Origin of the sequence: Pseudomonas sp. PSB11 (genome assembly GCF_014596605.1) — a bacterium.
In the GTDB taxonomy this organism is placed as follows: Bacteria; Pseudomonadota; Gammaproteobacteria; order Pseudomonadales; family Pseudomonadaceae; genus Aquipseudomonas; species Aquipseudomonas umsongensis.
In genome coordinates this window covers 213,353-229,993 of the sequence record NZ_NOIO01000006.1, presented here as the reverse complement: position 1 = coordinate 229,993, position 16,641 = coordinate 213,353, and the positions used below count along the sequence as shown (strand labels likewise).

Annotated in this window: 18 protein-coding genes and 1 riboswitch; of the genes, 12 read left to right on the top strand and 6 right to left on the bottom strand. The window is 59.8% G+C overall.

Translation table 11 applies throughout. From position 1 onward, the window contains the following. The 3 genes from CGA21_RS10510 to CGA21_RS10500 all read left to right on the top strand — a co-directional run bounded on the left by CGA21_RS10510 (window position 1) and on the right by CGA21_RS10500 (window position 1,327). A complete protein-coding gene (locus CGA21_RS10510; protein ID WP_020799759.1) occupies window positions 1-474 on the top strand; it encodes a WbuC family cupin fold metalloprotein in 474 nt (157 codons plus the stop codon). A gap of 16 nt (window positions 475-490) precedes the next feature. Further along, a complete protein-coding gene (locus CGA21_RS10505) occupies window positions 491-976 on the top strand; it encodes a hypothetical protein (RefSeq protein WP_110751541.1) in 486 nt (161 codons plus the stop codon). Window positions 977-1,039: 63 nt separating this feature from the next. Continuing rightward, a complete protein-coding gene (locus tag CGA21_RS10500) occupies window positions 1,040-1,327 on the top strand; it encodes a PA4642 family protein (RefSeq protein WP_110751543.1) in 288 nt (95 codons plus the stop codon). Between the two features lie 115 nt (window positions 1,328-1,442). On the opposite strand, the gene mqo is transcribed toward CGA21_RS10500, so the two are convergent. Together mqo and CGA21_RS10490 are read right to left on the bottom strand one after the other, a co-directional pair. Beyond that, window positions 1,443-2,951 carry a malate dehydrogenase (quinone) gene (gene mqo, locus CGA21_RS10495; protein WP_110751545.1) on the bottom strand — a complete coding sequence of 503 codons (1,509 nt, stop codon included), beginning with the start codon at window positions 2,949-2,951 and terminating at the stop codon, window positions 1,443-1,445. Between the two features lie 741 nt (window positions 2,952-3,692). Next, complete coding sequence (locus CGA21_RS10490; protein WP_188264160.1) at window positions 3,693-3,926, bottom strand: hypothetical protein; 234 nt, start codon at window positions 3,924-3,926, stop codon at window positions 3,693-3,695. A 199-nt stretch (window positions 3,927-4,125) separates the two neighbouring features. On the opposite strand from CGA21_RS10490, the gene CGA21_RS10485 reads away from it, so the two are divergent. Both CGA21_RS10485 and CGA21_RS10480 read left to right on the top strand, forming a co-directional pair. Then, window positions 4,126-4,710, top strand: a complete 585-nt coding sequence (locus CGA21_RS10485; RefSeq protein ID WP_008060219.1) for a YajG family lipoprotein — start codon at window positions 4,126-4,128, stop codon at window positions 4,708-4,710. 260 nt (window positions 4,711-4,970) lie between these two features. Then, the gene (locus tag CGA21_RS10480) at window positions 4,971-5,249 is read left to right on the top strand and encodes a hypothetical protein (RefSeq protein ID WP_110751551.1); all 279 of its coding nucleotides are present in this window, start codon (window positions 4,971-4,973) and stop codon (window positions 5,247-5,249) included. Between the two features lie 175 nt (window positions 5,250-5,424). Here CGA21_RS10480 and CGA21_RS10475 read toward each other — a convergent pair whose 3' ends face one another. Beyond that, window positions 5,425-6,591 carry a 1-acyl-sn-glycerol-3-phosphate acyltransferase gene (locus tag CGA21_RS10475; RefSeq protein WP_020799765.1) on the bottom strand — a complete coding sequence of 389 codons (1,167 nt, stop codon included), beginning with the start codon at window positions 6,589-6,591 and terminating at the stop codon, window positions 5,425-5,427. Between the two features lie 139 nt (window positions 6,592-6,730). Here CGA21_RS10475 and CGA21_RS10470 point away from each other — a divergent pair, with 139 nt between their 5' ends. The 4 genes from CGA21_RS10470 to CGA21_RS10455 all read left to right on the top strand — a co-directional run bounded on the left by CGA21_RS10470 (window position 6,731) and on the right by CGA21_RS10455 (window position 8,825). Then, window positions 6,731-6,913 (top strand): CPXCG motif-containing cysteine-rich protein, encoded by a 183-nt coding sequence (locus CGA21_RS10470; RefSeq protein ID WP_110751552.1) that lies wholly within the window; start codon window positions 6,731-6,733, stop codon window positions 6,911-6,913. 9 nt (window positions 6,914-6,922) lie between these two features. After that, complete coding sequence (locus CGA21_RS10465) at window positions 6,923-7,183, top strand: putative signal transducing protein (RefSeq protein WP_020799767.1); 261 nt, start codon at window positions 6,923-6,925, stop codon at window positions 7,181-7,183. Between the two features lie 35 nt (window positions 7,184-7,218). Then, window positions 7,219-7,842, top strand: coding sequence for an SOS response-associated peptidase (locus CGA21_RS10460; protein WP_110751554.1), 624 nt, complete (start codon window positions 7,219-7,221; stop codon window positions 7,840-7,842). 164 nt (window positions 7,843-8,006) lie between these two features. Further along, the gene (locus CGA21_RS10455; protein ID WP_110751556.1) at window positions 8,007-8,825 is read left to right on the top strand and encodes a M48 family metallopeptidase; all 819 of its coding nucleotides are present in this window, start codon (window positions 8,007-8,009) and stop codon (window positions 8,823-8,825) included. Window positions 8,826-8,963: 138 nt separating this feature from the next. On the opposite strand, the gene CGA21_RS10450 is transcribed toward CGA21_RS10455, so the two are convergent. The 3 genes from CGA21_RS10450 to CGA21_RS10440 all read right to left on the bottom strand — a co-directional run bounded on the left by CGA21_RS10450 (window position 8,964) and on the right by CGA21_RS10440 (window position 11,799). Then, window positions 8,964-9,548, bottom strand: coding sequence for a TMEM165/GDT1 family protein (locus CGA21_RS10450; protein ID WP_020799770.1), 585 nt, complete (start codon window positions 9,546-9,548; stop codon window positions 8,964-8,966). A gap of 90 nt (window positions 9,549-9,638) precedes the next feature. Further along, window positions 9,639-9,761, bottom strand: a riboswitch (yybP-ykoY riboswitch). 40 nt (window positions 9,762-9,801) lie between these two features. Then, a complete protein-coding gene (locus CGA21_RS10445) occupies window positions 9,802-10,800 on the bottom strand; it encodes a class I SAM-dependent methyltransferase (protein ID WP_083349743.1) in 999 nt (332 codons plus the stop codon). A 33-nt stretch (window positions 10,801-10,833) separates the two neighbouring features. Beyond that, window positions 10,834-11,799 carry a 2-hydroxyacid dehydrogenase gene (locus CGA21_RS10440; RefSeq protein ID WP_110751558.1) on the bottom strand — a complete coding sequence of 322 codons (966 nt, stop codon included), beginning with the start codon at window positions 11,797-11,799 and terminating at the stop codon, window positions 10,834-10,836. Window positions 11,800-11,890: 91 nt separating this feature from the next. Between CGA21_RS10440 and CGA21_RS10435 the strand changes: the two genes are divergently transcribed. The 3 genes from CGA21_RS10435 to CGA21_RS10425 all read left to right on the top strand — a co-directional run bounded on the left by CGA21_RS10435 (window position 11,891) and on the right by CGA21_RS10425 (window position 16,630). Beyond that, on the top strand, window positions 11,891-12,520 hold the full coding sequence (locus CGA21_RS10435) for a LysE family translocator (RefSeq protein WP_110751560.1): 630 nt from the start codon (window positions 11,891-11,893) through the stop codon (window positions 12,518-12,520). Between the two features lie 152 nt (window positions 12,521-12,672). Beyond that, window positions 12,673-14,355, top strand: a complete 1,683-nt coding sequence (locus CGA21_RS10430) for a fatty acid--CoA ligase (RefSeq protein ID WP_188264159.1) — start codon at window positions 12,673-12,675, stop codon at window positions 14,353-14,355. Between the two features lie 337 nt (window positions 14,356-14,692). Then, the gene (locus CGA21_RS10425) at window positions 14,693-16,630 is read left to right on the top strand and encodes a DUF1302 domain-containing protein (RefSeq protein ID WP_188264158.1); all 1,938 of its coding nucleotides are present in this window, start codon (window positions 14,693-14,695) and stop codon (window positions 16,628-16,630) included. Window positions 16,631-16,641 lie beyond the last annotated feature (11 nt).

The following is a 16,641-nucleotide window of genomic DNA, read 5'->3' as shown; positions in this document are numbered from 1 at the left end:
ATGACCTCGCCTCGCTTTCTTGACCACACCCTGTTCGCCGAATTGGCCGAGAAAGCGGCGGCCAACCCTCGTGGACGCCAGCATCACAACTTCCACCAGATGGAAGACGCCTGCCATCGCATGGCCGTGGGCTTGCAACCCTCGACGTATATCCCGCCTCATCGTCACCTGGGCGACAACAAGGCTGAAACCTTGCTGGTGCTCAAGGGGCGGCTGGGCGTATTGATCTTCGATGAGTCGGGCGCAGTCCTGAGCAAGACGGTCCTGCAGGCCGGTGGCGACTGTGTCGGCGTGGATTTGCCTACGGGCGTGTTCCACGGGCTGGTGGTGCTCGAAGCCGATAGCCTGATGTTCGAGTGCAAGGCGGGTCCCTATCGCCCGGTGGGCGAAGGTGAACTGGCGCACTGGGCGCCACGTGAAGGCGAACCCGGTGTTGCCGAGTATCAGGCCTGGATGCGCGCGCAGTTCGATTGATCACTTGGAGCTTTTCATGAACCTGTTGATCCGTTGCTGCGCCGCCCTGTTGCTGACCCTCAGCCTGCCCCTGGCCGCCGCCCCCGTGCCCATGCACGCTCAATTCCTGCCGCCGGACGACTTGGCCCTGCGTGATGCGCAACCAGAGCAGCAACAACTGCTGCAAGTCACCGAGTATTCGGTGGTGGTCGGCAGTCAGCGTCAGTCCAGCCAGCAGCCGATCCCCGTCACCTCGCCGCTGATGATCCGCCTCAAGGGCAAATCCTTGAACAAGGGGGCGACCATCAGTCAGGTGCTGGTCAATTTCGATGGCGAAAGCAAAAGCCTGAAAAAACCGCTCTACGACGACAAGAGCAAGACGCTGACGCTTTTTTACCCGCAGGCTCAATACCGGGTGATCATGGACTTGTTGCGTAACGACACGGTGTATTGCCAGTTCCTCAGCTACGCCAACGGCCACATCTGGGCCGATCTGCACACCGGAGCTGTTCGTCCGCGTTGAGCCCGGCGCCCGCGCAGGGGTAAACTGCCCGCCCCGTGAAATGTCTGCGAGCTGGAGTCGGCAATGCGTAAAGATAAGAAACAAGTGATTGGTGACGAGATCGGCGATGAGCAGATCAAGTTGTTCCTCGATTTCGAACCGGTCGACGCGACTTCTCCGTCCCTGCACAAGCTGATCAAGGCGTACCGTGGTCTGCGGATCGACGACTTCGAGCGTTTCCTGACGTTCTTTGTCGAGGCCGGTTATGACGTGAACGGCAAGGACGAACATGGCAAAACCTTCATCGCACTGATCCAGGATCAGCGCAATGCACAGGAATACATCGAGCTGATCGAAAAGGCGCGCGGCTGATCCATCTGTGGCGAACCTCGCCACAAAGTCAGGTGGAACAGCGATATTCGTTTCATCCGGCATAAAAAAACGCCCCGCCATCAATGATGGACGGGGCGTTTTTCATGGGGCCGGATCAAGCGTAGCTTTCAGTCTCGCTGCTGGCTTCAACCAGTTCCAGGGCGACGTTGTTCTGCGTGTTGATCTTGCGATACAGCGCCGCGTCGGTTTCGAGGACTTTCTCCCGCGCCGGGAAGATCTCTGCCAGCTTGGCAGCCCATTCACCCTTGGCTTTGCCCGGGAAGCATTTTTCGATCAGTTCCAACATGATCGAAACCGTTACCGAAGCACCTGGCGAGGCGCCGAGCAGGGCGGCAAGGGAACCGTCCTTGGCCGCGACCAGTTCGGTACCGAATTGCAGGACGCCGCCTTTTTTCGGGTCTTTCTTGATGATCTGCACCCGTTGGCCGGCCACTTCCAGGCGCCAATCTTCGGCTTTCGCTTCAGGGTAGAAGCGACGCAGGGACTCCAGGCGCTGCTCCATCGACTGCATTACTTCGCTGACCAGGTACTTGGTCAGGTCCATGTTGTTTTTCGCCACCGCCAGCATCGGGCCGATGTTGCCAGCGCGAACCGACATCGGCAGGTCCATGAAGGAGCCGTGCTTGAGGAACTTGGTGGTGAAACCGGCGTATGGTCCGAACAGCAGGGATTTCTTGCCGTCGACGACGCGGGTGTCCAGGTGTGGGACGGACATCGGTGGCGAGCCCACGGCAGCCTGGCTGTAGACCTTGGCCTGGTGGTGCTTGACCACTTCCGGGTTGTCGCAACGCAGCCATTGGCCACTGATCGGGAAACCGCCGAAGCCTTTGCTCTCTTCGATGCCCGAAGCCTGCAACAGCGGCAATGCCGCGCCACCCGCACCGAGGAAGACGAACTTGGCGTCGACTTCACGGCTGTTGCCGCTGTTGACGTCCTTGATGCTGACGGTCCAGCCGCCGTTGTTGCGCTTGAGGCCGGTTACGCGCTTGCAGTATTTGACCTGGGCATCGGGAGCGCTGGTCAGGTGCTTGAGCAACTGGTTGGTCAGGGCACCGAAGTTGACGTCGGTACCGTTGATCACGCGAGTGGCCGCAAGAATTTCGCCAGGATCGCGCCCCGGCATCATCAGCGGCATCCACTCGGCCATCTTGGCCTTGTCTTCGGTATATTCCATGTCGGCGAAGGCGTGGTGCTTATGCAGCACGTTGAAGCGTTCCTTGAGGAACGACACGCCGCTCTCGCCCTGCACGAAACTCAGGTGTGGCACCGGGCTGATGAAGGATTTGCACGAGCCGAACGTGCCTTTCTTGGTCAGGTATGACCAGAATTGCTTCGACACCTCGAACTGGGTGTTGATGTGCACGGCTTTCTTGATGTCGACGGTGCCATCGGCAGCCTGCGGCGTGTAGTTCAGCTCGCACAGGCCGGCGTGACCGGTACCGGCGTTGTTCCACGGGTTGGAACTCTCCGCGGCACCGGAATCCATCAGCTCGACGACTTCCAGCTTGATCGCGGGGTCGAGCTCTTTGAGCAGTACCGCGAGGGTGGCGCTCATGATGCCGGCCCCTACCAGTACTACGTCGACTGCTTCGTTATGCGCCATTTAACGCGTCTCCAAAATCTGCAGCACCAAATTGACGGCATGGCTGCCAGGAGTGACGGGGCGTGTCTGTGTTGCCCCAGGTACCCATGGCAGGATCGCCATGTCCGAATCTTCGCAATTTTTCGCAACTTCGACGGACGCTACCTGCCGGGTCTAATAAGAGTCCCATGAACTCATTTCAACGTGCGACTGGCAATTCGACTTATGGTCGATACATCCGCTTGTGCAACCAAATCCGTAGCGGACAGGCTTCAGGCTCCGGTATTCGAGGTGTACTCGGTCCTGTGTCGTTGGGCTGTACTGGACGCTAATGGTGCATATTCAGACGCAAAACTATTCATTTGCTCGCCACACTCTTGTGAAGTTGTGAAAACCCGTTTTTTTCACGCTCTTTTGAAGACGTGAACCTCAAAAAAGGGCTGTCCCAGCCTGGCACCGTGCCCGGATGATTGGTCGCCAGGGGGAACCCAGGCAGGCAATACGGGCAAACAGCTCAGTGACCGAGCGTAATGACAGCTCTGCAGATTCGCGAAAAGTGGAGGTTGTGCTTGAGGAACAGCAAGCGCGCCAGCTTCACTCGATCTGTGTGGGCGGCTCTCTGTGGGCGGTGCGGGGTGCCAAAACCGAAGCATTGACGATGCTGCGAGGCCCGATCAGGAGACGTCCTTATAATCGGGGGGAGATTGTAGCGAAGAAACGCAGGGAATTGGTCGTGTTTAATGACTTTTATTAGGCGTCTGGTCAGGTCGCCATCAGGTTTTGTACCCGTGAGCGCGATGGGGACTGGCTGACACGCGCACTGGCGGGCAGCGGTTGGTGCAACCAGTTGAGGCGAATTTCTTCGATTTCGACCCAGCCATCGCCCATGGGCTGGAGGCTGCACTGCTTGAATGCCTGGCAATGCCCGTTGCTGTCGAGCAGGGCAAAGCTGCGGTGCCTTGGGCGTGGGGCGAACAGCGAAACGAGAAAGCGCATGGCAAAGTACCTTCTGAGTGACTGTTATCAAGAATCGCAGTGAGCCGTTACGTGCAAGTGTAGGGAGGGTGACAGTTGCGTGACACGAAGGGGTTTCTGAAAGTTTTGTCAGAATTTTCTGCACTGGTTGCGCTGGTTCGCTGCAGCGGCGCACCGCTATACTGCGGACCTGTTAGTGCCTGATTCTGGAGAGAAGAGAATGTTGCAACGCCTGTTGTTCGGTTTGATCACTGTGACCAGCTTGACGTTGGTCGGCTGCGCCCACAGCCCGCAACAACTGAACCCGGAACCCAAGCTGACGGCTCAATTGGCGCCGGTTGGCCACGGCCAGCCGGTGGTGGTGCGAGTGGTCGACGGGCGCCCGTCGCCAACCCTGGGCACCCGTGGCGGCCTGTACCCGGAGACCAGCGCGATTACCGTGCAGGGCGCGCAGATCCTCCCGAAACTGCAGGCGCAGGCTGAAGCGGCCGTGCGTTTGCTGGGCTTTACCCCGACGGCGAATGCGCTGAACGCGCCACAAATCACCGTGACCCTGGCCGAATTGAAGTACCAGTCGCCGAAAGAAGGGATGTACGTGACCGAGGCAACCATTGGGGCGACGTTCCGTTCCGATGTACAGAATGCCAACCGTCGCTACAGCGGTCGCTACGGCGCGTCCCTCGACCAGCGTTTTGGCATGGCACCCAACCAGGAAACCAACACCAAGCTGGTCAGCGACGTGTTGAGCGATGCGTTGACCCGCTTGTTCAAGGATCCAACCGTGGGTCAGGTTCTCGGCGAGTAATGCGAGCCCCGTAGGAGCTGCCGAAGGTTCGGGCCGCGTTCGGACGATCTTTTGACCTTGATCTTCGGCAGTTCCAAATCCCCCAAAAGCAAAGTCAAAAGATCGCAGCCTGCGGCAGCTCCTACAAAAGGATCGCAGGCGGTCTTGAGCAAAACGGCGTTAATTGTCGGAAAGACAGGGAAGGCTGCAAGGCATTCGGTAGAATCACGGCCGCGGTCGTCGGTCGGCGTCTGCCCTACCTGTTTTGTTTGAGGTTCGTAATGTCGCTGCATTTGATGACGCTGTTTACCGCCCATCCCGCAAAATTGATCAATTTGCTGGCTTTGCTGCTGGCCTTCCCGGGCAGTTGGCTGCTGCACGCCACGCGTCGCCGCGAACAGCGCGCGATGGCCAGTCTCCAGGCGCAGCGCCAGAGCAGTCCAAGTCAGGAACCGACGCTGGATTGGGCAACCCTGCGCATGAATCGTTTTTTCTATCGCTTCGGTTTTGCCTGCCTCAGTTTGGCGCTGCTCGTATCCTGGATCAGTACGCGCGTCTGAATCATTGTGGTGAGGGGGGTGTGGTGAAGGGTTCTTTTGTGGCGAGGGGATTTATCCCCGTTCGGCTGCGAAGCAGCCGCAAACCCTGAGAATGCGATGAATCAGAAATATCGCAGTCACAGGTTTTGGGACTGCTTCGCAGTCCAACGGGGATGAATCCCCTCGCCACAATCAGTTAAAGCGGCAATCCAGCCTTGACCCGATACTGATTGCGCACCGGGTTCGCATATTGCAGCACCAGGTACGGGCGATGCTCCTCGGGGCAGGCATCCAGGCGTTGCTGCCATTGTTCCTGAGCCTTGGCCAGTTCGTCGGCCGGGAACAGCTTGCTGGCGCTTGGCACCTGCAGTTGCGGATCGGCACCTTGCCATTGGGCGTAGGCCAGGTAGTGCACCGGGAACAAGCGGTAACCGCCAAGGATCTGCTTGTCCATCTCGATCGCCAATTGCTTGGTGTCTTCGAACAACTCGGTGATGGGTGCCGCAAAGTTCACGTGCACCCGGCCCTTGTAGCCGGTGATGCCCTTGGCGATGCTCACGTCATCCTCGCCCGGAGCCTTGGTGTAGCTGCCGGTGGTGGCGCGGATGTAGAGTTCGCGGGCTTTGGCCTGGTCGCAGGGGTCGTACTCGTAGCTGATCGACACGGGGGTCAGGTTCAGCGAGCGGATGACCTCGCCGAACGGCTCGTCCTTGCGGCTCATGTGGAACATCTTCAGGATCGCCGACTCGGTGCGGTCGTCGCCGTCCTTGGCACGGCCTTCGGCCTGGGCGATCCAGATCGAGGCGCAATCGTTGCGGATCGAATGATTGATGTACGCCGACAGCAGTTGGTACGCCGCCATCTTCTCGCGACGTCCGGTGATCGAACGGTGCACGATGAAGCTCTTGTTCAAGCGCATGAGATCGCTGACAAAGGGCTTTTGCAGCAGGTTGTCACCGATGGCGATGCGCGGGGTCGGCAGGCCGGCGTGGTACACGGCGTAATTGACGAAGGCCGGGTCCATCACGATGTCGCGGTGGTTGGCGATGAACAGATAGGCACTGCCGGACTTGAATTGCTCCACGCCGGTATACGTCACACCGTCCGTGGCGCGCTCGATCGTGTGGTCTACGTAGTACTCGACTTTGTCCTGCAGGGTGGCCACCGACGTGATACCGGCGAACTCACGGCGTAGCCGATGAGCTATAAGGGGTTTGAGCGCCCAGCCTAAGGCGCCGGCAAAACGCGGAAAGCGGAAGTGGGTGAGGATATCTAGAAACGCCTTGTCGCCGAGCAGTCGTGCCAGCACCGCTGGGACTTCGCTATCGTCGTAAGGTCGGATGGCATCGAATTCGCCCATCATGCTCTCTTGTTAGAAACGGCTAGGGTAAGTAAAGGTTTTGATCGAAAACCAGCAGGGCACGGTCTGAAAAAGTAGCCAGACAAAAATAGCCCTGCAAATAGACCGGCGATTATACGCACAAGTCACCTGGGAGACCGCGATGCTGGAATCTGCGCAGTATGAATGTCCGTATTGTGGTGAAGAAGTCGAAACGACGGTGGACTTGTCCGGCGGCGATCAGACCTATATCGAGGACTGTCAGGTATGTTGTCGGCCGATCACGTTCGTGTTGCAGGTTCACGGAGAGGATTGGTTTCTTGAGGTCTTCAGTGAAAACGAGTGAGAGGCGCCCATGCAGCGAATCTACGAACCGGAAAACCTGATGGAAGGCGAGTTGCTGCAGGGCATGCTCGCCAGCGAGGGTGTCGAGGCGCACCTGGTAGGGCGCGATCTGGTGGGCGCCACGGGTGAATTGCCGATCTTCGGCCTGCTGGGACTGGCGGTGGAAAATGACCAGGCTGAATACGCCCGTGAGCTGATCACTGCGTACAATGCTGCGCTGCCGCTGTCTGGCGATGAACCGGACAGCTTTCCCGGCACGCTGGTCTGTTAGGCTGGCGTTCGTTTGATCAAGAGTCGTGCATCCCCATGTGTGGACGTTATGCCCTGTTTCGCTGGAATCGCGACTTCGCGACCCTGCCAGGTTTTCCGGCCGATCAGCAGGCCCAGTGGAACATTTCTCCCAACGATTCGGTGCTGATGCTGCGGGCAGGTCCGCACGGGCAGCGTGAACTGGCCCGTGCCCGCTGGGGCCTGACCCCGCCGTGGCTGACCGACTTGTCCCGCACTCCGGCCCATGCGCGGGCCGAAACCGTCGCCGAACAGCCGATGTTTCGCCAAGCCTTGCGCGAGCGCCGCTGCCTGTTGCCGGCCAACGGTTTCTACGAATGGCGCGGCACCACTCGCAAGCGGCCGTACTGGCTGACACCGGGGGAGGGCTCATCGTTGTTTTTTGCCGCCATCTGGGAGGCCTATCCGGTGCAGGAACAGGTGTGGCTGAGCACGGCGGTGATCACGCAACCGGCGGCGAGTCAGCGTCGACCGTTGATTCTCGATGAAGTGGGGCAGCAAATCTGGCTCGATCCCGAAACCCCGCTGCATGCCCTGCAAGCGTTGCTCGCCAGCGAACCTGCTGCGTTGCGTGAGCGGGTGCTGGCCAACATGGTCAATGATCCGAAGCTCAATGGGCCGGAGTGTCTTACGCCGGGTTGAAAAGATCGCAGCCTGCGGCGGCTCCTGCATTGGATGGGCGGGGCTGTGAATTTTTTCCTGCGTCGATGAGAGCTTTGCCTGAAAAAAACGTCTTAATTCCAGTGTATCTGGCGTCGATACATTTCCACGCCTAGGATAGGCGGCAGTTTTCATGGAGTTTTTCGATGAACAAGATTTTGGTTGTAGGTGCTCTGGGCGCAGCGCTGCTGCTCGCCGGCTGCCAGTCGGTCAATACCACCAGCGGTGGCGCCGTGGGTGTTGAGCGCAAGCAATACATGTTCAGCATGCTGTCCACTGATGAGGTCAATCAGATGTACGCCCAGTCTTATCAGAATACGGTGGGCGAGGCGAACAGCAAGGGTGTGCTGGACAAGACCAGCAGTGATGCCAAGCGCATCCAGTTGATTTCCGATCGGCTGATTGCCCAGGCTCCGGTTTTCCGTCCGGATTCGGCCCAGTGGAAGTGGGAAGTCAATCTGATCAAGAGCGATGAGCTCAATGCCAATTGTGGGCCCGGTGGCAAAATCATTTTCTATACCGGCCTGATGGACAAGCTGCAGCTGACCGACGACGAAATCGCCGCCATCCTGGGTCACGAAATCGCCCACGCCCTACGCGAGCACGGTCGAGAGGCGATGTCCAAGGCCTATGGCATCGAAATGGCCAAGCAGGGCGCCGGTGCCTTGTTTGGCCTGGGCCAGGGTAGCCTGGCGCTGGCGGATGCCGTGGCCAACTACGGCATGACCTTGCCGAACAGTCGGTCCAATGAAAACGAAGCCGACCTGATCGGTCTCGAGCTGGCCGCCCGTGCCGGCTACGACCCGAACGCTGCGATCACCTTGTGGAACAAGATGGCCAAGGCCTCGGAAGGTTCGCCGCCGGAGTTCATGAGCACTCACCCGGCTTCGTCCAGTCGTATTGCTTCGTTGCAGGCGGCGATTCCGAAAGTCATGCCGCTTTACGAGCGGGCCAGGAATCACTGATAAATATGCATTGAGACCGCTGCCGCCTTCGCGGGCAAGCCTCGATCCTACAGGGGAGCGCGTTCCATCTGTAGGAGCGAGCTTGCTCCGGGCGGCGTTCCGACGAAGAACGTTAACGCGGTCTACCGACCTACGCCGTCAAACCCACCCGCTGCTCTGCATCGCCTTGTACACCGCGACAATCGCCAGGACGAAAAACGCCGACGCGGCCAGTCGACGGATCAACGTCAATGGCAGTTTGTCCGCGGCAAAGTTACCCGCCAGAACCACCGGCACGTTGGCAATCAGCATGCCGAGGGTGGTGCCGATGATCACCAGCCACAGTTCAGGGTATTGCGCGGCGAGCATCACGGTCGCGATCTGGGTCTTGTCGCCGATTTCGGCGAGGAAAAACGCAATCAACGTGGTCAGGAACGGTCCGAACTTGCGGGCGGTACTGGCTTCGTCATCGTCCATTTTGTCCGGCACCAGGGTCCACAGCGCCGTCGCGGCAAAGCTGGCGGCGAGAATCCAGTGCAGCATCGTATCCGAGAAGAAGCTGCCGACCCAGGCGCCTACCGCGCCGGCCGCCGCATGGTTGGCCAGGGTCGCGGCGACGATGCCGGCGATGATCGGCCAGGGTTTGCGGAAGCGGGCGGCGAGAATGAGCGCGAGCAATTGCGTCTTGTCGCCGATTTCGGCCAAGGCAACGATTGCGGTGGGGACCAGTAGTGAATCCAGCATCAGGGGTTTTCCTAAGGGGCGGGTCGACACGGCTATGACACGTACAGCCTTCCCGCCCCGGGTAAGGTGTTCGTGTCATAGGTCTTGTCAAACCCTGCGATCCGTCTGAAGCGGACGCTTGGGTCGCATGCGCCATGGCCTGTTGACCAAGTATGTTGACGCATGCCGGACGAGCATGGCGCTCGTGGGAGACTACTCCCCTAGGACGGAGCGGATTCTGCCTAGGCAAAATCCATTGCGCAAGCACAAAGTTTTATCCACGTTTGGCACGGTAGATACGGAAACCCTGTCCTTCGGCCTTGATGGCACAAACCCCCAAGTGCTCTTCGATCAGCGGTTGATACTTGAGGAAGCTATTGGCTACAAGCCTGAGTTCGCCGCCGTTTTTCAGATGTTTGGCTGCTTTTCGCAGCAGGTTCTCTGTGGCGAAATAGTCGGTATGCACCCCGACATGGAAGGGTGGGTTGCTCAGGATGGCGCTCAATCCCATCGGCGCCGCATCGATGCCGTCACCTGTGATGACATCTGCCTCCAGGCCGTTGGCAGCCAGGGTCAGGCGACTGCTGGCAGCGGCAAAGGCGTCGACATCGAGCAACGTGACCTGGTTGTGGGGATAACGACGTTTTACCGCCGCACCCAACACCCCTGCGCCGCAACCGAAGTCCAGCAAGTGGCCGCTTGGCAGTTTATCCAGGTGCTCCAGCAACAGCGCACTGCCGCGATCCAGTCGGCCGTGGCTGAACACGCCTGGCAGGCTGATGACTTTCAACGGGCCTTCGGCCAGCGGCAACTCATAGGTCTGGGCCAGGCTTTCCAGCGGTTTGGCGTCGGGTGCGTTGGCCACGGTGACCAGCCACAGCTGGCAATGCCGCGCACTGTCGAGCTTGCGTGGTTTGCCGAACGGGTTCAGCTGTTTGGCTGCGCCTTCGATACCGCTTTTTTTCTCTCCGACCAGGTACAACTCGCGACCGGCCAGCCGCGAGGCGAGTGCGTTGAGGATGTAGTCGGTCAGGTCCTTGGACTTGGGTAGAAACACTACGGCGCTATCAAATGCACGCTCAGGTGCATTAACACCGAAATGGCTGCGCTCGGCAAAGCGCGCATCCAGCGCGGCCTGATCGCCGGCGTGCCAACTCCAGCCATGGGCGTCGGGCAGGCGGCCCAGCAAGTCATCGGCGGGCAGACCGGCCAACAACACCGAACCCTGGAATAATTCAGCCTGACGAAGCAGTACTTCACTGCGCGGATCCATAACTGCTCCTGTGGAAAAAAGTGCCGCAGTTTATCAACTGACGACCCGCAGCGCCTTAGCGCTGAAGTATCCCTGGGCGTTTTCGGTCAACTGGCCGACGATTCGTTGCCGCGCTTCGCGACTGCCCCAGGCGTTGTGTGGGGTGACGATCAGGCGGGGAATATCGTGGGCCAGCAGTGGATTGCCGTTCACCGGCGGCTCCACGCTCAGCACGTCGGTGGCGGCACCTCCCAGGTGACCGTTGCGCAAGGCATCGGCCAGGGCCTGCTCGTCGATCAGGCCGCCGCGGGCGGTGTTAACCACGAACGCGCCGGCCTTCATCGACGCCAGTTCACGGGCCCCGATGAAGTGACGGGTGTGTTCGTTGAGCGGACAGTGCAGGGTCAGCGCGTCGATTTGCGGCAGCAGCTGCTCCAGCGGCAAGCGGTCTGGCCGGGCAGGGCGACCCGGAATCTGGCCCAGCAGCACGCGCATGCCAAACGCTTCGGCCAGGCGCGCGACCGCGCCGCCCAATTCGCCGTGACCGAGCAAACCGAGGGTTTTGCCTTGCAGCTCAACGATCGGGTAATCCAGCAGGCAGAACTGTTTGGCCTGTTGCCAGCGCCCTTCACCGACGGCTTTCTGGTAGTCGGCCAGGCGCGTCGCCAGGTTGAGCAGTAGCATGATCGTGTGTTGTGCCACCGATGGCGTGCCGTACCCCTGGCAGTTGCACACGGTGACTCCGTGGGCTCGGGCGGCCTCGAGGTCGACGTTATTGGTGCCGGTGGCGCTGATCAGGATCAGTTTGAGTTCGGGGCTGGCGGCGATGGCGGCCGCGTCGATCCGGATCTTGTTGGTGATGGCGACGGTGGCGCCCTTGAGGTGTTCGACCACCTGGTCGGGCAGGGTCTGGGCAAACAGCTGCAGTTCGCTGAAACAGGCGCGCAAGGGGCTGAGGTCGAGATCGCCCAGGTCCAGGGACGGGTGGTCGAGGAAAACAGCGCGGTGAATGTTCGTCATCAACTGTACCTTTTGTGCAATGAACTGAAGGCGTAATCTGCCGAGCCTACCAGATGAAATAAATAGTTACGCTTGGCCTGAAGGAGCCCTCATGTACTGGACCGAGTTCTTGACCGTTGCGCTGATTCACCTGCTGGCCGTCGCCAGCCCCGGCCCGGACTTTGCCGTGGTGGTACGGGAAAGCGTGACCCATGGTCGTCGCGCCGGCACCTGGACGGCGCTTGGGGTCGGTACGGCGATTTTCCTCCACGTCGGCTACTCGCTGCTGGGCATCGGCCTGATCGTGTCGCAGTCGATCGTCCTGTTCAACGCCTTGAAATGGGCCGCCGCCGCTTACCTGCTTTACATCGGTTTCAAGGCGCTGCGGGCGCAACCGGCCAAGGCCGTGACAGACGATCTGCACAAGGAAGCCGGCGAGCGCACCGCGCGTGGCGCCTTCACTTCCGGGTTCGTGACCAACGGCCTGAACCCCAAAGCCACGCTGTTTTTCCTGTCGCTGTTCACCGTGGTGATCAACCCGCATACGCCGCTGGCCGTGCAGGCCGGTTACGGGGTTTATCTGGCGGTGGCAACGGCGATCTGGTTTTGCCTGGTGGCCATGCTGTTCAGCCAGCAGCGCGTGCGCGCCGGTTTCGCCCGCATGGGGCACTGGTTCGACCGGACCATGGGCGCGGTGCTGATCGCCATTGGCGTGAAACTCGCATTGACCGAGATGCACTGAGCGTAACGGTCCACGTTTACCGGCGAATGCTGGCGCATTGCCGGTATTCGTGCGGCTTTGCAAATCATCCCTTTGGCTGATTTGGCTGGCGATCAGGGGCACTACAGTGCTCACTCTACAGCCACGACCGAGTAGTCAGAAAAGGGATTCTTATGTTGCAGACTCGCGTTATCCCCCCAGCCGAAGGCGCTTACCAGTATCCGCTGCTGATCAAACGGCTGCTGATGTCCGGTGCGCGTTATGAGAAAACCCGTGAGATCGTCTACCGCGACCAGTTGCGCTACAGCTATCCGACCCTGATCGAACGGGTCGCACGGCTGGCCAACGTGCTGACGGCTGCCGGGGTCAAGCCCGGGGATACCGTGGCGGTGATGGATTGGGACAGCCACCGATACCTGGAATGCATGTTCGCCATTCCGATGATCGGCGCGGTGATCCACACCATCAACGTGCGCCTGTCACCGGAGCAGATCCTCTACACCATGAATCACGCCGTGGACCGCTTTGTCCTGGTCAACAGCGAGTTCGTGGGACTGTACAACGCGATCGCCGGGCACCTGACCACGGTCGAGAAAACCCTGCTCCTGACCGACCTGCCGGAAAAGACGGCCGACCTGCCAAACCTCGTCGGTGAGTACGAGCAATTGCTGGCGGCGGCAAGCCCGCACTACGACTTCCAGGACTTCGACGAAAACTCGGTGGCGACCACGTTCTACACCACGGGTACCACCGGCAACCCCAAAGGCGTGTACTTCACCCATCGGCAACTGGTGCTGCACACCATGGGCGTGTCGACGATCATGGGGTCGATCGACAGCGTGCGCCTGCTGGGCACCAACGACGTGTACATGCCCATCACGCCGATGTTCCACGTGCATGCCTGGGGCCTGCCCTATGTGGCGACCATGCTCGGGCTCAAGCAGGTGTATCCGGGACGCTACGATCCGGAGTACCTGGTGGAGTTGTGGCGCAAGGAAAAGGTCTCCTTCTCGCACTGCGTGCCGACCATCCTGCAAATGGTCCTCAATGCCAAGGCTGCCCAGGACACCGACTTCGGCGGCTGGAAAATCGTCATTGGTGGCAGTGCGCTCAATCATGCGTTGTACGATGCGGCCAAGGCCAAGGGCATTCAATTGACCGCCGCATACGGCATGTCGGAAACCGGCCCACTGGTATCCTGCGCTCACCTCAATGACGAATTGATGGCCGGCTCCGAGGACGAACGCACCACCTATCGGATCAAGGCCGGTGTGCCAGGGCCACTGGTGGAAGCGGCAATCGTCGATACAGAAGGCAACTTCCTGCCCGCCGATGGGGAAACCCAAGGTGAACTGGTGTTGCGCGCACCGTGGCTTACCGAGGGCTATTTCAACGAGCCGCAGAAGGGGGCCGAGCTCTGGGCGGGTGGCTGGCTGCACACCGGGGACGTGGCGACTCTGGACAGCATGGGCGTGATCGACATTCGCGACCGCATCAAGGATGTGATCAAGACCGGCGGCGAGTGGATCTCCTCCCTGGACCTCGAAGACCTGATCAGTCGCCATGCGGCGGTACGCGAAGTAGCAGTGGTGGGGATTGCCGATCCGCAGTGGGGCGAGCGACCGTTTGCCTTGCTGGTGCTGCGCGAGGGCCATGCCATCGGCGCCCGGGAACTCAAGGAACACCTCAAGCCGTTCGTTGAGCTGGGGCACCTGAGCAAGTGGGCCATTCCAAGCCAGATCGCCCTTGTTACTGAAATTCCCAAGACCAGTGTCGGTAAGCTCGACAAGAAGCGAATTCGCGTCGACATCACCGAATGGCAGGCCAACAACAGCACCTTCCTCTCGACGCTTTAAGCGTCCCCTGGCGTGCCCAAAAGGGCACGCCAGCCCCACCAAGCAAGCGCTTGGCTTGTCAAATCCGTATTTTCAGCCATTCTTGCCGGGCCGACGGGTGTCGGCATGGCAATGGACTGGTCCAGAGTGCCTGGCAGGCGCAAATCACACTTTAGAGGGATCAAGCACTACTACCTGCTGGCTATAGTCCGCTCAAGGATTTTTAAGAACGGAGCAAACGCACAAACCGGGGCGATGCAACTTTGGAGTGACTTTGGGAAGCCATGGCTCCCTGTTATCCAAGCGTTTTTAGAAGTGCTATTTGCCATAACAATAAAATGCACATGGAGAAGCGTCGATGACATCAGTAAACCAGTTCTGGCGCCGGGCTAAATTGCCGTTGGCCGTCAGCCTTGCCTCTACGCTCGCCGGGCCTGCATTCGGCGTCAGTTTCAACATCGGTGAAATCGAAGGTCAATTCGACTCTTCCCTGTCGATCGGCGCGAGTTGGTCTACTGAAAGCGCCAACAAAAACCTCATTGGCGTCAACAACGGCGGTCGTGGCCTGTCCCAGACTTCCGATGACGGCCACCTGAACTTCAAAAGCGGTGAAACTTTCTCGAAGATCTTCAAGGGCATCCATGACCTTGAGTTGAAGTATGGCGACACCGGCATTTTCGTGCGCGGCAAATATTGGTACGACTTTGAACTCAAGGACGAAAGCCGTCCGTTCAAGGACATCAGCGACGACAATCGCAAGGAAGGCGCCAAGTCCGCTGGCGGCCAAATCCTCGACGCCTTCGTCTATCACAACTACGCCATTGCCGATCAGCCAGGTTCCGTACGCCTGGGCAAGCAAGTGGTGAGCTGGGGTGAAAGTACCTTCATCGGCAGCGGTATCAACTCGATCAACCCGATCGATGTGTCCGCATTCCGTCGTCCCGGTGCCGAGATCAAGGAAGGCCTGATCCCGGTCAACATGTTCTACGTGTCCCAGAGCCTCACCGAAAATCTCTCGACCGAAGCCTTCTACCAGATCGAATGGGACCAGACTGTCGTCGACAACTGCGGCACGTTCTTCTCGCAACCGGACGTGATCGCTGATGGTTGCGATAACAACCTGGCGGTATTGCGTACCCAGAACGGGCTCAACAGTGCGCTGGCGGCGGCGGGGCTGCCGGCCGGGGCGCGTAACGCTGCCATCAATACCCTCGGCGCCAGGGGCGTGACCTGGGGTAACCCGGACGAAGGCGTGATCGTTCGTCGTGGCCCGGATCGCGATGCCCGTGACAGCGGCCAGTTCGGCGTGTCCTTCAAGTACATGTTCGATCCGCTGGACACCGAATTCGGCGCCTACTTCATGAACTACCACAGCCGTGCGCCGATTTTCAGTGGCCATGGCGCGCCGGCGAGCGCTTACAGTGGTGCTGGCCTGGTAGGCGGGCTGGTGGGCTCCGGCCTACCGCTGGGTGTGGCGGCGGGCCTGGCGCCGACCTTGCTGCCGTTGGTGGTGGCGGGCAACTCCAGCTACTACGTCGAGTACCCTGAAGATATCCGACTGTACGGCCTGAGCTTCTCCACCACATTGCCTAGCGGCACCGCGTGGAGTGGTGAAGTCAGCTACCGGCCGAATGCGCCGGTCCAGCTCAACACAACCGATATCCTGTTTTCCGGTCTGACACCGCTCAACCCTAACGTTTCCGTACTTAAGGGCACGCCAGGGCAGGACCAGCAAGGTTATCGCCGCAAGGAAGTGACCCAGCTGCAAACGACCTTGACCCACTTCTTCGATCAGGTGATGGGCGCCGAGCGTCTGACCCTGGTGGGTGAAGTCGGCTGGACCCACGTCGGCGGCCTGGAAAGCAACTCCAAGGCACGTTACGGCCGTGACCCGAGCTACGGCCCTGGTCCATTGCCGAACAACCAGTGCGTGACTTTGAACAGCGGCACGCTGGCGGGCGGACCGCAAAACAACGTCAGTCGCTACTGCGAAAACGACGGCTTTACCACTGCCAACTCCTGGGGCTATCGCGGTCGCGCCATCTGGGAATACAACGACGTATTCGCCGGTGTGAACCTCAAGCCGAACGTGGCCTGGTCCCACGACGTGGAAGGTTACTCCCCTGGCCCAGGCGGCAACTTCGAGGAAGGTCGCAAGGCCGTCAGCCTGGGTGTCGATGCCGAGTACCAGAACACCTACACCGCAAGCCTGGCGTACACCAACTTCTTCGACGGCAAGTACACCACCGTGGATGACCGCGACTTCGTTGCGCTCAGCCTTGGCGTGAACTTCTAAGCACTATTTTC

Coding starts and splice junctions, on each gene's coding strand:
- CGA21_RS10510 (WP_020799759.1), top strand. CDS start 1: ATGACCTCGCCTCGCTTTCTTGACCACACCCTGTTCGCCGAATTGGCC.
- CGA21_RS10505 (WP_110751541.1), top strand. CDS start 491: ATGAACCTGTTGATCCGTTGCTGCGCCGCCCTGTTGCTGACCCTCAGC.
- CGA21_RS10500 (WP_110751543.1), top strand. CDS start 1,040: ATGCGTAAAGATAAGAAACAAGTGATTGGTGACGAGATCGGCGATGAG.
- mqo (WP_110751545.1), bottom strand. CDS start 2,951: ATGGCGCATAACGAAGCAGTCGACGTAGTACTGGTAGGGGCCGGCATC.
- CGA21_RS10490 (WP_188264160.1), bottom strand. CDS start 3,926: ATGCGCTTTCTCGTTTCGCTGTTCGCCCCACGCCCAAGGCACCGCAGC.
- CGA21_RS10485 (WP_008060219.1), top strand. CDS start 4,126: ATGTTGCAACGCCTGTTGTTCGGTTTGATCACTGTGACCAGCTTGACG.
- CGA21_RS10480 (WP_110751551.1), top strand. CDS start 4,971: ATGTCGCTGCATTTGATGACGCTGTTTACCGCCCATCCCGCAAAATTG.
- CGA21_RS10475 (WP_020799765.1), bottom strand. CDS start 6,591: ATGATGGGCGAATTCGATGCCATCCGACCTTACGACGATAGCGAAGTC.
- CGA21_RS10470 (WP_110751552.1), top strand. CDS start 6,731: ATGCTGGAATCTGCGCAGTATGAATGTCCGTATTGTGGTGAAGAAGTC.
- CGA21_RS10465 (WP_020799767.1), top strand. CDS start 6,923: ATGCAGCGAATCTACGAACCGGAAAACCTGATGGAAGGCGAGTTGCTG.
- CGA21_RS10460 (WP_110751554.1), top strand. CDS start 7,219: ATGTGTGGACGTTATGCCCTGTTTCGCTGGAATCGCGACTTCGCGACC.
- CGA21_RS10455 (WP_110751556.1), top strand. CDS start 8,007: ATGAACAAGATTTTGGTTGTAGGTGCTCTGGGCGCAGCGCTGCTGCTC.
- CGA21_RS10450 (WP_020799770.1), bottom strand. CDS start 9,548: ATGCTGGATTCACTACTGGTCCCCACCGCAATCGTTGCCTTGGCCGAA.
- CGA21_RS10445 (WP_083349743.1), bottom strand. CDS start 10,800: ATGGATCCGCGCAGTGAAGTACTGCTTCGTCAGGCTGAATTATTCCAG.
- CGA21_RS10440 (WP_110751558.1), bottom strand. CDS start 11,799: ATGACGAACATTCACCGCGCTGTTTTCCTCGACCACCCGTCCCTGGAC.
- CGA21_RS10435 (WP_110751560.1), top strand. CDS start 11,891: ATGTACTGGACCGAGTTCTTGACCGTTGCGCTGATTCACCTGCTGGCC.
- CGA21_RS10430 (WP_188264159.1), top strand. CDS start 12,673: ATGTTGCAGACTCGCGTTATCCCCCCAGCCGAAGGCGCTTACCAGTAT.
- CGA21_RS10425 (WP_188264158.1), top strand. CDS start 14,693: ATGACATCAGTAAACCAGTTCTGGCGCCGGGCTAAATTGCCGTTGGCC.